Origin of the sequence: Jiangella asiatica (assembly GCF_004349065.1) — a bacterium.
Lineage (GTDB): Bacteria > Actinomycetota > Actinomycetes > Jiangellales > Jiangellaceae > Jiangella > Jiangella asiatica.
Window position 1 is genome coordinate 1 of sequence record NZ_SMKZ01000012.1, and the last position, 12819, is coordinate 12819.

The window sequence follows — 12819 nt, forward strand, 5'->3', positions numbered from 1 at the left end:
GGGGTGGACCAGGAGGGGGAGCTGGGCGGCCAGAAAGGCCTCGCAGTGCCGGGCCAGCTCGTCGTAGGCCTTGTCGCCGACCAGCGCGCGCAGCTCCGGCTCGTTCGTCACGTAGACCGGCTCGGGGGCGACGTGCGCCTCCGTCGCAGTAGTGCAGTACCAGTCCATGTCGTGCCCGCCGGCGCCCCACCCGGCGCGCTCGTACTCGCCGATGGTGATCTCCAGGTAGGTGCTGCCGTCCGGCCGTTCGGCCTCGCGGTAGGCCCTGCGGATCGGCAGCTGCCAGCACACGTCCGGCTTCGTCTCCAACGGATGCTGCCCGACCTTCACGGCGTACGCGTGCAGCGCGCAGCCCGTCCCGCCGGCGAACCCCGGCCGGTTGAGGAAGACGCAGGCCCCGTCGACGATGCGCGTCTTGCGCTCGCCTTCGTCGTCGGTCGCGACGACGCCGCCGCGCAGGCCCTCTTCGCGCAGCTGCCAGACGTCCGGGCCCAGCTGCAGCGCGGCGGCGCGCACGCGCTTCTCGTCGTCGCCGTCGGAGAAGTGGGCGCCGTGGGTGCAGCAGCCGTCGTCGGGCCGCTCGGCGTAGATGCCCGGGCAGCCGCGTCCGAAGATGCACGTCCACCGCGAGGTCAGCCAGGTCAGGTCGCAGCGCAGCACCTGGCCGTCGTCGGCGGGATCGGTGAACTCCACCCAGGCCCGCGCGCTCTGTGTCCGCAGCTCCATCTCACCGAGAGTACGAGGCATGTGCCCGTCGGACACGGGTATCGTCGAGTCCGTGCGCATGGGTGTGCTCGACGTGGGTTCCAACACCGTTCACCTGCTGCTGGTCGACGCTCACCGCGGCGCCCGGCCGCTGCCGGCGTACAAGGAGAAGACCGACCTGCGCCTGGTCGAGCTGCTCGACAAGTCCGGCTCCATCGGCAAGGACGGCGCACAGCGGCTGGTCGAGTCCTGCCGGCGCGCGGTGGAGGTCGCCGAGGACAAGGGCGCCACGTCCATGCTGGCCTTCGCCACCTCCGCGCTGCGTGAGGCCGTCAACGGCACCGCCGTCCTCGACCAGGTCCGCGAGAAGGCAGGGGTCGACCTGCAGATCCTCTCCGGTGAGGACGAGGCCCGGCTCACCTTCCTGGCGGTGCGGCGCTGGTACGGCTGGTCCAGCGGCCGGCTGCTCAGCTTCGACATCGGCGGCGGCTCACTCGAGATGGCCGCCGGCATCGACGAGGACCCCGACGTCGCGGTGTCGCTGTCGCTGGGCGCTGCCCGGCTCACCGGCGACTGGTTCAGCGCCGACCCGCCGCCGAAGGAAGAGGTCCGGGCGGTGCGCCGGCACGTGCGTGCCGAGATCGCATCCGTCGTCGGCAGCGTGAACCGCTACGGCGTCCCCGACCAGGCGGTCGCGTCCAGCAAGACGTTCCGCTCGCTGGCCCGGGTGGCCGGCGCCGCGCCGTCGGGCGAGGGACCGTACGTCCGGCGCACCCTGAGCAGAGACGACCTCCAGGACCTGGTCAAGAAGCTGGGCTCGATGTCGGCAGCGGAGCGCGCCAAACTACCCGGCGTCTCTGCCAGCCGGGCCGGGCAGCTGCTGGCCGGTGCCATCGTCGCCGACGCGGCCATGGACCTGTTCGAGGTCCGCTCCGTCGCCATCTGCCCGTGGGCGCTGCGCGAAGGGATCATCCTGCGCCGGCTGGACCAGATCGAAGGGGCCGGTTTCGGCGAATCGGACGATTCGGGTTAGAGTCGTCTGGCCGTTACCGGCCCGTGACCTCGACCCCCGGAGGACCGCCGCTCGTGCCCCATGCTCGACACGCCGTACGTCGACACGGCACGACGTCAAGGCACAAGCGGCGCCACGCACCGCGCCTTCTGCGGTTCGTGCTGCCGGTCGCCGGGGCCGGTGCGGCCGCCGGTGCCGCCGTCGGGGTCATCACCATGTCCGCCGACCCGGCCGGCACGACCGCCGCGATCGCTCCGGTCTCGCCGGTGCCGTTCGAGGTCGGTGGGCTGCGTGAGGACGCCGCCGACGACGCCGCGCGGTCCGACGAGCGCGACACGCCGTCTCCGCGGGCCGGCGCCGGCCCGACGGTGACACCGTCGCCCACCCCGACTCCTACGCCCACGCCGACTCCCACCCCGACGCCCGCGCCGACTTCTACCGGCTTCCCGCCGATCGAGGGCTGTGACGCCACCCCCGCCGATGACGACGTCCCCAACGGCGAGCTGAGCGACGCGCACCTGTGCCCCATCGGCGAGGAACACCAGCTGCAGCCCGAGGCGGCCGCGGCGTTCGTGGCGCTGGATGCCTACTACCGCGCCGAGACTGGCGAGAGCCTGGTCGCCTGCGTCACCGACTCCTACCGCAGCTACGACGAGCAGGTCGACGTCGCCGACCGCAAGCCCGGCCTGGCCGCGGTCCCCGGCACGAGCAACCACGGCTGGGGCCTCGCTGTCGACATCGGCTGCGGTGCCAACACCTTCGAGGGTCAGCTCTACGGCTGGCTCGACGCCCACGCCGAGGACTTCGGCTGGCACAACCCGGGCTGGGCCCAGCCCGGCGGTTCCAACCCCGAGTCGTGGCACTGGGAGTACGACAGCAGCTTGCTGCCTTAGGCGGGCGCGCGATGGCGCGATCTCGTGCGGTGAGCGCGGCCCCGGGCCGCGGCCGGGCGCCTTACCCTTGGGAGCGTGTCCGAACTGCGGCAGAGTGCTTCCGGGGTGCTGCGCGTCCCCGAGGCACCGGTGGGGCTCTCCACGGCGTCGGTATACCCGCAGGGGGTCGCGTCGGCCTTCGAGATGGCCGCGTCGCTGGGCTACGACGGCGTCGAGCTCATGGTCTGGACCGACCCGATCAGCCAGGACGTCGACCAGGTCGAGGAACTGACGCAGCGTTACGGGCTGCCGGTGCTGTCGGTGCACGCGCCGTGCCTGCTCATCACCCAGCGGGTGTGGTCGCCGGACCCGACGGTGCGGCTCACTCGGTCGCTGGAGGCGGCGCGGCGCCTGGGCGCGTCCACCGTCGTCGTCCACCCGCCGTTCCGCTGGCAGCGTGAGTATGCGCGCGGGTTCGTCGAACTGGTGGCTCGGCTGGAGGACGAGTTCGGCATCGACGTCGCGGTCGAGAACATGTACCCGTGGCGCGCGGCCGGCCGCGAGGTGGCCGCCTACGCGCCGGACTGGGACCCCACCGACGAGGAGTACCGCAACATCACGCTCGACCTGTCGCACGCCGCGGTGGCGGGCATGGACGCCCTGCGGATGGCCGAGGCGCTGGGCGACCGGCTCAGCCACGTGCACATGACCGACGGCACCGGCTCCGCACGCGACGAGCACCTGATCCCGGGCCGGGGCAAGCAGCCGTGCTCGGCGCTGCTGGAGCGACTGGCCCGCATCGAGTGGTCGGGGACGGTCATCCTCGAGGTGACGACACGGCGGGCGCGAACCACCGCCGAGCGCGAGGCCGATCTCGCCGAAGCGCTTGCGTTCACCAGGCTCAACCTGGCCGCCTCCGTGCAGACGGCGTTCGCCGTCGGCCCTGATGGGACGGCGCAGCTGGTCGCCCGCGGCCCGGCGGCCTGACGGCTCGAGATCCACCGCGGGCGCTCGAACGCGCCGAAAACGTGATCGCCTCCGGCGCGGGGACGGCCGTCGCCGAGCAGCACGGGGGGAGATTGCCGCAGGAGAATGCGGTTCGGGCAACCTCTGCCCCGTGCTCTCAGCTGTCAGCCAAGGGCACCGATGACGGTGCCGACGGCTGGGTCAGTTGCTCTGCGGCAGAACCTGGGTGCCCTCCGGCAGCATGCCCAGCAGGTCCAGCAGCTCCTGCTCGGTGAGCTCGTCGGGGGTGACACCCTCCGGCAGCAGCTCGGTCAGCTTCTCCTGCATCTCGGCCGGGATCTCCTCCGAGCCGTTGCAGGCCTCGTACTCGCCGCTCTGGTTGCCCAGCAGGATGTTGAACGGACCCTGCCAGAACCAGGGCAGGATGCACGCGTTGTCGGCGATGCTGCTGCCCTCGGCGTCCTCAGCGGCACCGTTGCAGGCCGAGTACGACCCGTCCTGGTTCTCGACCAGGAAGTTGATCGGACCCTGCCAGAACCAGGGAAGGACACAGGCGTTGTTCAGGATGTCGACCTCGGGCAGTGCTTCGGTGCCCGGGACGTCGACGCGGTCGGACTCGGCTGCCGAAGCCGAAGCTCCGAACCCGACGCAGGCGGCGAACGCCACACCTGCGACGAGAGCGCCGCGCAGTACGTTCTTCACAACAATACTCCTTGACTGATCAAACTGTGTTGCGGGCGGATGGTGCCTTGATGCGCATCAGGCTGAAAGCTTTGACGCGCGGGACGGCTATGTCAAGCGTGTTGTCGGAGAGTCACCTGATTGGTGTGACACGTCCGGCAGGGCGGTTCCAGCTGATCGCGTCGGTTCGGCTCTGAGCTGGGCTTTCAGACAGGTCGCGCCCGGTGTCGACCCATTTGGCAGAAGTCCTGAACAATGTCGGTACGGTGTATGAAATGTGCGCAGGCGACGGAATTCGCGGCTCAACTCACCGGGAATGTGGGACATCTGCGCCGATATGGCCGCGACGTCGGCATGGGTGCGTTGGCGTAGGATGGACGGAATCGTGGAGGACGAGAATTCGCCCGGTGCGGCGGTTGACGAGACGGTGTCCGCGGCGGCAGATTCACCGAATGGTGAATTGCCGGTTGGGCGGGACGCCGTGATGGGACGAACCCAGGCTCGGGGCCGCTCGGGCCGACGCCGCGGTGCGCCAGACACCCGCGGCGAGATCCTGGCTGCCGCGCGCGCCGAGTTCGGCGAGCGCGGGTACGACGGTGCCACTATGCGCGGCATCGCCCGGGCCGCCGCCGTCGATCCGGCGCTCGTGCACCACTACTTCGGCACCAAGGAGAAGCTGTTCCTGGCCGCCATGGAGATCCCGTTCGACCCGGTCATCATCAGTGAGCGGATCGCCGACACGACCAGCACTATGGGCATCGGCGAGCGCGCCATCCGCACGTTCCTCGGTGTCTGGGGCGACCCGGTCGGCCGGGCACCCATCCTCGCGATGCTGCGCTCGGCGATGCGGCACGAGGCCGCCGCGACGCTGCTGCGCCAGTTCATCACCCGCGTCGTCCTCGGCCGCGTCCTGGTGGCGTTCGAGAGCATGCCCGACGGTGCGCTGCGGGCCGAGGCGATGGTGTCGCACCTGGTCGGCCTGGCCATCGTCCGCTACGTGGTGAAGCTCGAGCCGATCGCCTCCGTGTCCGACGAGGAGCTCATCGCCCTGGTCGCCCCGGTGCTGCAGCGGTACTTCGACGGCGGACTTCCGCCGTCGCCGGGCTGACCGTCGGCGGAGCCCGCGACCCGGTCGCGGGCGTGACGTCATTCACATCCACCCCTGGGTTGACGTGGCTACCGCGCGAGCGCAATATTCATCACATGATGAATTACGTCCCGGAGCACACGGTCGACCCCACCGGCCACGGTGTGCCGGCGATCCGGATCCGAGGGCTGCGCGTCGTTCGCGGCCCGCTGACCGTGCTGGACGACTTCGACCTCGACATCCGTCGCGGCACCCTGACCGGGCTGCTCGGCCCCTCCGGGTCGGGCAAGTCGACGCTGATGCGCGCGATCGTGGGCGTGCAGCAGGTGGCGGGCGGGACCGTCGAGGTCCTGGGCGAGCCGGCCGGCTCCAAGCCGCTGCGCGACCGGGTCGCCTACGTCACGCAGGCGCCCAGCGTCTACGCCGACCTCACCGTCCGGCAGAACCTGCGCTACTACGCCCGGGTGCTCGGCGCGCCGCTCAGTGACGTCGACCGCGCCATCGAGCAGGTGGAGCTCGCCACCCACGCCGATCACCTGGTCGGCCGGCTCTCCGGTGGCCAGCACTCACGGGTGTCGCTGGCCACCGCGCTGCTCGGCGAGCCGGAGGTGCTGGTGCTCGACGAGCCGACCGTCGGCCTCGACCCGGTGCTGCGGGTCCAGCTGTGGGAGCTGTTCAACCGGCTCGCCGCCGACGGTGCCACGCTGCTGGTGTCCAGTCACGTGATGGACGAGGCCGAGCGGTGCGAACGGCTGATCCTGCTGCGCGAAGGCATGCTGCTGGCCGACGACACCCTGGCCGGCCTGCTCGCCCGGACCGGTGCGGCCGACGCCGAGGGCGCGTTCCTGGAACTGATCGAGAAAGCGGAGAAGAAGGAGGCGGGCGACCGATGACGCCGCGCATCACCCTGGCCACCGCCACCCGCGTCGTGCAGCAGCTGCGTCACGATCCGCGCACCATCGCGCTGATGCTGGTAGTCCCGAGCCTGCTCATGGCGCTGCTCTGGTGGGTCTACGACGGCGGCCCGCTGTTCGACCAGATCGGCCCCGCGCTGCTGGCGATCTTCCCGTTCCTCGTCATGTTCCTGGTGACGTCGATCGCGACGCTGCGCGAGCGGACGTCCGGAACCCTGGAGCGCCTGCTGTCCATGCCGACCGGGAAGCTGGACTTCCTCCTCGGCTACGCGCTGGCGTTCGGCGTCGTCGCACTGGTGCAGGCGCTGATCACGTCGACCGTGGCCGTCGCGCTGCTGGACATGCAGGCGGCCGGGCCGACCTGGGTGCTGATCGCCGTCGCGGTGTTCGACGCGCTGCTGGGCGTCGCGCTGGGGCTGTTCGTCAGTGCGTTCGCGTCGACGGAGTTCCAGGTGGTCCAGTTCATGCCGGCGCTGATCCTGCCGCAGTTCCTGCTGTGTGGCCTGCTGGTGCCGCGCGACCAGCTGCCCGACGTGCTCGAAGCGATCTCGAACGTCCTGCCGCTCTCGTATGCGGTCGATGCGATGACCGAGGTGAGGGCGAACGCCGACCCGGCCGTCTGGGCCGAGATCAGCGTGGTGCTGGCCTTCTCCGTCGCACTGCTCGCCCTCGGCGCCGCGACGCTGCGTCGTCGTACGCCCTGAGGAGCCCGGCGCCGGCGATCGGTGCCGTACCCTGGCGGAGTCCGTGCATAGCGCAGCCGTCGGCCATGAGCGACGGACGTGAGGAGAGGGCACCGACTTGGCAGGATCGATGGTGCGGTCGGCGTTGCTGGGTGCGTCGCGCAGCGACCGGCTGCGGCTCGCGGTGGAGCGGTTCCCGCTGACCCGCAACCTGGTCGCTCAGTACGTCGCCGGCACCGACCAGGCCGACGCCGTCCGGGTGGCCGGCGAACTGGTGGACGAGGGCCTGACGGTCACCATCGACCACCTCGGCGAGGACACCTTCGACCGCGCCCAGGCGGTCACGGTCGCGCAGGCCTACGTGTCGCTGCTGGAGGCGCTGCAGAAGGCGGAGCTCGGCGTCGAGGCCGAGGTGTCGGTGAAGCTGTCCGCCGTCGGCCAGGCGCTCAGCGGCGACGGGGAAGCCATCGCGCTGGAGAACGCTCGGCAGATCTGCCAGGCCGCGGCCGAGGCGGGCACCACGGTCACCCTCGACATGGAGGACCACACCACCACCGACTCCACCCTCGCCATCCTGCGCGAGCTGCGCCAGGACTTCCCGAACACGGGCGCGGTGGTGCAGGCGTACCTCAAACGCACCGAGGCCGACTGCCGCGACCTGGCGTACGAGGGCTCCCGCGTGCGCCTGTGCAAGGGCGCCTACGACGAGCCGGCCAGTGTCGCCTACCAGGACCGCGGCGAGATCGACCGGTCCTTCGTGCGGTGCATGAAGGTGCTGTTCGGCGCAGACGGCTACCCGATGATCGCAACGCACGACCCCCGACTGGTCGAGATCGCCGGCTCTCTGGCCGCCCGGCACCGGCGTGAGCAGGGCAGTTACGAGTACCAGATGCTGTTCGGCATCCGGCCGCGCGAGCAGCGCCGGCTGGTCCGGGCCGGTGAGCGGGTCCGCGTCTATGTCCCGTACGGCCAGGAGTGGTACGGGTACCTCATCCGTCGGCTGGCCGAGAAGCCGGCCAACCTGGCCTTCTTCCTTCGATCGGTGGCGAGCAAGAAATGACGGTCGCGATTCTCGGTGTCGGTGTCATGGGCGAGGCCCTGCTGTCCGGTCTGGTCCAGGCGGGCAGGCAGGTCTCCGAGCTGCTGGTCACCGACCGGCGGCCGGACCGCGCCGCCGAGCTGACCGAGCGGTACGGCGTCGAGGTGGTCACCAACGCCACCGCCGTGAAGCGCGCCGACACCGTCGTGCTGGTGGTGAAGCCCCAGGACATGGGCTCGCTGCTGGACGAGGTCGCCGACGCGGCCCGGCCCGGGCAGCTGTTCGTGTCGCTCGCGGCCGGCATCACCACGTCGTTCATCGAGTCGCGCCTCCCCGACGGCGTCGCCGTCGTGCGGGTCATGCCGAACACGCCGGCGCTGGTCGACGAGGGCATGGCGGCCATCTCCGCCGGTTCGCACTGCGACGAGGCCCACTTGCGCGAGGCCGAGGAGCTCATCCGTTCCACCGGCAAGGTGCTCCGGGTGCCGGAGAAGCAGCAGGACGCGGTCACCGCGATCTCCGGTTCCGGTCCCGCGTACGTGTTCTACGTGGTCGAGGCGATGATCGAGGCCGGCGTGCACATGGGGCTGCCGCGGTCCACCGCCACCGAGCTGGTCGTCCAGACACTGGTCGGCTCGGCCAAGCTGCTGCGCGACACCGGCGAGCACCCGACCGTCCTGCGCGAGCGGGTCACGTCGCCAGGCGGCACGACGGCGGCGGCGCTGCGGCTGCTCGAGGAGGGCCGGGTCCGCGCCGACTTCCTGGCCGCGATGGAGGCCGCGCGCGACCGCTCCCGGGCGCTGTCGTCGGGCGAACCCGTGTGACCTCAGCATGTCCCACACCGTGCACGTCGCCTGGGACGAGTCGCTGATCCGCTATGACTTCGGCCACGGGCACCCGCTGAACCCGGTCCGCGTCGACCTCACGATCCGCCTGGCGCGCGAGCTGGGTGTGCTCGACGGGCCCGGCGTGCACGTCGCGGTCCCCGAGCCGGCCGACGAGGCGAGCCTGCGGACCGTGCACACGCCCGAGTACATCCAGGCGGTCCGGGCCGCGGGCGCCGACCCGGACACCGTCGACGTCACGCACGGGCTCGGCACCGCGGACGACCCCTGCTTCGCCGGCATGCACGAGGCCAGCGCGCTGGTGGCCGGCGGCACCATTGCCGCCGCCCGGGCGGTCTGGTCCGGCGCCGCGGTCCACGGCGTGAACATCGCCGGCGGGCTGCACCACGCGATGCCGGCCAGCGCGTCCGGGTTCTGCGTCTACAACGACCCCGCGATCGGCATCCAGGCGCTGCTGGATGCCGGCGCGGAGCGGGTGGCCTACGTGGACGTCGACGTCCACCACGGCGACGGCGTGCAGGCGATCTTCTACGACGACCCTCGGGTGCTGACCATCAGCCTGCACCAGTCGCCGCGCACGCTGTTCCCCGGCACCGGCTACCCCGAGGAGACCGGCGGTCCCGGCGCCGAGGGCAGCGCCGCCAACGTCGCCCTGCCGCCGGGCACCGGCGACCGCGGCTGGCTGCGCGCCTTCCACGCCGTCGTGCCGCCGCTGCTGCGCTCGTGGCAGCCGCAGATCCTGGTCACCCAGCACGGCTGCGACAGCCACCTGGAGGACCCGCTGGCGCATCTCGCGCTCACCGTCGACGGGCAGCGCGAGTCGTACCGGGTGCTGCATGAGCTCGCGCACGAACTGTGCGGCGGCCGCTGGGTCGCCACCGGAGGTGGCGGGTACGCGCTGATCGAGGTGGTGCCGCGGGCGTGGACCCACCTGCTGGCGATCGCCGCGGAGAGCCCGGTGGACCCGGCGACCCCAACGCCGCAAGGCTGGCGCGACCACATCATGGCCCGCTACTCCCGGCGGGCGCCGGCGCGGATGACCGACGGCGCGGACCCGTCGTTCGCCGACTGGTCCGACGGGTACGACCCCGCCGACTGGCTGGACAAGGCCGTCGTCGCAACCCGCACCGCCGTCTTCCCCCTGCATGGCATCGACCCGTCCTTCTGAACCCCGCTGGGGATCGAGAACACCGTCCGCACCAGATCGACTGTGCTCGCGAGACGGGATGGGCGAGTCGCGACGTGGAACCAGCCGTTCGTTGGGTGGGGGCCGGGCAGGGTTCGGTCGGGCATCCGCGAGGAACGAGCGGCGGGCGGGCCCGGCCCCCACCCAACGAACGGCGGACCTCCACCATAAGAACGGGCCCCATGCCGGACGAGAGGTCACAAGATCGGATCAATCGGGACGGCCGAGGGGTTCACTTCTCGATCCCCCTTTCCCATCCGTCACATCCGCCACTACCATCAAGCCAACAGCGATGCCGACCACGCGCGCCCGACCGATGGCGACGCCGGCACGTCGTGGAGGGGCGATGACGACGAACGGACCGGAAGCACCACTGGGTGAAGTGCGCTTCCTCACCGTCGCCGAGGTGGCGACGGCTATGAGAGTGTCGAAGATGACCGTGTATCGCCTGGTCCACGCCGGTACGCTGCCCGCGGTCCAGGTGGGCCGGTCGTTCCGCATCCCGGAGAGCGCCGTGCACGACTACCTGCGCGAGTCCTACGTCCGCGGTATGCAGGCGGGCTGAACATCACGATTGGACGACGCCCCGGACCTGCCGGGTACGCTTACGTTCATGCGCGCGCCGGCGGTGCGCGCGGCAGGTGCCAGTCCGCGGGCCACGTCAACCGGCCGGCGAGTGGACGAACGACCGACCGTATCTGACGAGTGAGGGTGCCCAGTGGGCTCTGTGATCAAGAAGCGCCGCAAGCGGATGGCGAAGAAGAAGCACCGCAAGCTCCTGCGCCGCACGCGCGTGCAGCGTCGCCGCATGGGCAAGTAAGAGCAACACGCGGGTTTCTCGCCCGCATCGGGGGAACGCGCGGCGGAGAGCGGGGCACGGTGTCCAGGGTTGTCATGGTCGTCGGTGTCGCCCGGTATCTGGGCGGCCGGCTGGCTCAGCAGCTCTCCGCCGATCCCGCGGTCCAGCGCGTCATCGGCGTCGACGTCGTCGAGCCGACCGAGAACATCGGTGCCGCCGAGTTCGTGCGCGCCGACATCCGCACGTCCGACATCGGCCGCGCCATCCAGCGGACGGCGCCGGACACCGTCGTGCACATGAACATCCTGGCCACCCGCTCCGATGCCGGCGGCCGGGCGCCGCAGAAAGAGATCAACGTCATCGGCACCATGCAGCTGCTGGCGGCGTGCCAGCGGTCGGAGTCGGTGCGCAAGGTCGTGGTGAAGTCGTCGACGACGGTGTACGGCGCCGGGCCGCACGCGCCGGCGCTGTTCTCCGAGGACATGGTGCCCGGCATGGTGGCGCGCGGCGGCTACGAGAAGGACGCCGGGGAGGTCGAGGCCTACGTCCGCGGGTACTCCCGCCGTCGCCCCGATGTCGGTGTCACGATTCTGCGCTTCGCCAACGTGCTCGGCCCGACCATCCGGACCGCGCTGTCGGAGTACTTCGTGCTGCCGGTCGTGCCGGTCGTGCTGGGCCGCGACCCGCGCTTCCAGCTCGTGCACGAGCAGGACTGCCTGGACGCGCTGCGGCTGGCCACGGTCGAGGACCGGCCGGGCATCTTCAACGTCGCCGGTGACGGCTTCCTAGTGCTCAGCCAGGCGCTGCGGCGCGCCGGCCGGCCCGCGCTGCCGCTGCCGACGCTGGGCACGCCCCTCATCGGTGGTGTGCTGCGCCGCACCCGGGTCGCCGACATGGACGCAGCCATGGTGAGGTTCCTCACCCACGGCCGCGGCGTCGACACCACCCGGATGCGCACGGCGCTGGGCTTCGATCCCGCCTACAGCACCCGCGCGACCTTCGACGCGTTCGCCGCCGCCCGCAGCCGGGGCGGGCTGCTCGAGCGCGACCGCGTCCGCGCCGTCGAGCAGACGCTGCGCGGTGTCCTCACCGGGGAGACTGGCCATGGCCGATGATCCCCAGACCACCGGGGCGCTGGACCGCGTCGCCGTCACGCTCGGCCGGGCGCTGCGCGATCGCCTCGGCGTCGACGGCGCCCAGCTCGACCGGCTGGTCGAGTTCCTCGGCCGTCGGCTGACCGGCGACTTCGAGGTCGACGCGTTCGGGTTCGACCCCGAGCTCACCGAGACGGTCCTGCTACCGGTGCTGCGCCCGCTGTACCGGCGCTGGTTCCGGGTCGAGGTCCGCGGCATCGAGAACATCCCCGACACCGGCCCCGCTCTGGTGGCCGCCAACCACTCCGGCACCATCCCGGTCGACTCCTTGATGACGCAGCTGGCGGTGCACGACGAGCACCCGCGCCACCGTCACCTGCGCACGCTCGGTGCCACCCTGGTCTTCCAGCTGCCGGTCGTCTCCGACCTCGCCCGCAAGGGCGGCTCCACGCTGGCCTGCAACGAGGACGTCGAGGCGCTGCTGGACACCGGCGAGCTGGTCGGGGTCTGGCCGGAGGGGTTCAAGGGCGTCGGCAAGCCGTTCTCGGAGCGGTACAAGCTGCAGCGCTTCGGCCGTGGCGGGTTCGTCTCCGCGGCCCTGCGCAGCGGGACACCGATCGTCCCGTGCTCGATCGTGGGTGCCGAGGAGATCTACCCGCTGATCGGCAACGCCGACTACCTGGCCCGGCTGCTCGGCCTGCCCTATTTCCCGATCACGCCGACGTTCCCCTGGCTCGGCCCGCTCGGCCTGGTGCCGCTGCCGTCGAAGTGGTTGATCGAGTTCGGCGAGCCGATCCGCACCGACCAGTACCCGCCCGGCACCGCCGACGATCCCATGGTGGTCTTCGAGCTGACCGACCAGGTCCGCGACACCATCCAGCGCACGCTCGTCGAGCTGCGCGAGCTGCGCGGTCCCGCCTTCGGGTGACCCCGCGG

General features: G+C 71.3%; 15 protein-coding genes. 13 read left to right on the top strand and 2 right to left on the bottom strand.

The genetic code is table 11. The features are described from left to right. Positions 1-726: DUF3109 family protein (locus tag E1269_RS10230; RefSeq protein WP_131894032.1), on the bottom strand; the 726-nt coding region annotated here is incomplete at its 3' end. Between the two features lie 52 nt (positions 727-778). On the opposite strand from E1269_RS10230, the gene E1269_RS10235 reads away from it, so the two are divergent. The 3 genes from E1269_RS10235 (at position 779) to E1269_RS10250 (ending at position 3576) form a co-directional block, all read left to right on the top strand. Continuing rightward, a complete protein-coding gene (locus tag E1269_RS10235) occupies positions 779-1738 on the top strand; it encodes a Ppx/GppA family phosphatase (RefSeq protein ID WP_131894276.1) in 960 nt (319 codons plus the stop codon). A 137-nt stretch (positions 1739-1875) separates the two neighbouring features. Further along, positions 1876-2610, top strand: a complete 735-nt coding sequence (locus E1269_RS10245) for a M15 family metallopeptidase (RefSeq protein WP_162606331.1) — start codon at positions 1876-1878, stop codon at positions 2608-2610. 105 nt (positions 2611-2715) lie between these two features. After that, complete coding sequence (locus E1269_RS10250; RefSeq protein WP_131894278.1) at positions 2716-3576, top strand: sugar phosphate isomerase/epimerase family protein; 861 nt, start codon at positions 2716-2718, stop codon at positions 3574-3576. A 180-nt stretch (positions 3577-3756) separates the two neighbouring features. Here the strand turns inward: E1269_RS10250 and E1269_RS10255 are convergent, their stop codons facing one another. Further along, positions 3757-4257 carry a hypothetical protein gene (locus E1269_RS10255; RefSeq protein WP_131894038.1) on the bottom strand — a complete coding sequence of 167 codons (501 nt, stop codon included), beginning with the start codon at positions 4255-4257 and terminating at the stop codon, positions 3757-3759. Positions 4258-4720: 463 nt separating this feature from the next. Between E1269_RS10255 and E1269_RS10260 the strand changes: the two genes are divergently transcribed. The 10 genes from E1269_RS10260 to E1269_RS10305 all read left to right on the top strand — a co-directional run bounded on the left by E1269_RS10260 (position 4721) and on the right by E1269_RS10305 (position 12811). Further along, complete coding sequence (locus E1269_RS10260) at positions 4721-5344, top strand: TetR/AcrR family transcriptional regulator (protein WP_131894040.1); 624 nt, start codon at positions 4721-4723, stop codon at positions 5342-5344. A 98-nt stretch (positions 5345-5442) separates the two neighbouring features. Beyond that, positions 5443-6216, top strand: a complete 774-nt coding sequence (locus tag E1269_RS10265; protein ID WP_131894280.1) for an ABC transporter ATP-binding protein — start codon at positions 5443-5445, stop codon at positions 6214-6216. Then, the gene (locus E1269_RS10270; protein ID WP_131894042.1) at positions 6213-6941 is read left to right on the top strand and encodes an ABC transporter permease; all 729 of its coding nucleotides are present in this window, start codon (positions 6213-6215) and stop codon (positions 6939-6941) included. The genes E1269_RS10265 and E1269_RS10270 overlap by 4 nt, the downstream gene beginning before the upstream one ends. 109 nt (positions 6942-7050) lie before the next feature. After that, positions 7051-7980, top strand: coding sequence for a proline dehydrogenase family protein (locus E1269_RS10275; RefSeq protein ID WP_131894282.1), 930 nt, complete (start codon positions 7051-7053; stop codon positions 7978-7980). Further along, entirely contained in the window at positions 7977-8783 is an 807-nt protein-coding gene (gene proC, locus E1269_RS10280; protein ID WP_131894044.1) for a pyrroline-5-carboxylate reductase, read from the top strand. The genes E1269_RS10275 and proC overlap by 4 nt, the downstream gene beginning before the upstream one ends. A 7-nt stretch (positions 8784-8790) precedes the next feature. Continuing rightward, positions 8791-9972 (top strand): acetoin utilization protein AcuC, encoded by a 1182-nt coding sequence (locus tag E1269_RS10285; protein WP_131894046.1) that lies wholly within the window; start codon positions 8791-8793, stop codon positions 9970-9972. A 364-nt stretch (positions 9973-10336) separates the two neighbouring features. After that, entirely contained in the window at positions 10337-10555 is a 219-nt protein-coding gene (locus tag E1269_RS10290; protein ID WP_131894048.1) for a helix-turn-helix domain-containing protein, read from the top strand. A 153-nt stretch (positions 10556-10708) separates the two neighbouring features. Then, entirely contained in the window at positions 10709-10810 is a 102-nt protein-coding gene (locus E1269_RS10295) for a 30S ribosomal protein bS22 (RefSeq protein ID WP_074946526.1), read from the top strand. A 59-nt stretch (positions 10811-10869) separates the two neighbouring features. Continuing rightward, positions 10870-11904, top strand: coding sequence for an NAD-dependent epimerase/dehydratase family protein (locus E1269_RS10300; protein WP_203433315.1), 1035 nt, complete (start codon positions 10870-10872; stop codon positions 11902-11904). Next, positions 11870-12811, top strand: a complete 942-nt coding sequence (locus E1269_RS10305) for a lysophospholipid acyltransferase family protein (protein ID WP_420810614.1) — start codon at positions 11870-11872, stop codon at positions 12809-12811. The genes E1269_RS10300 and E1269_RS10305 overlap by 35 nt, the downstream gene beginning before the upstream one ends. Positions 12812-12819 lie beyond the last annotated feature (8 nt).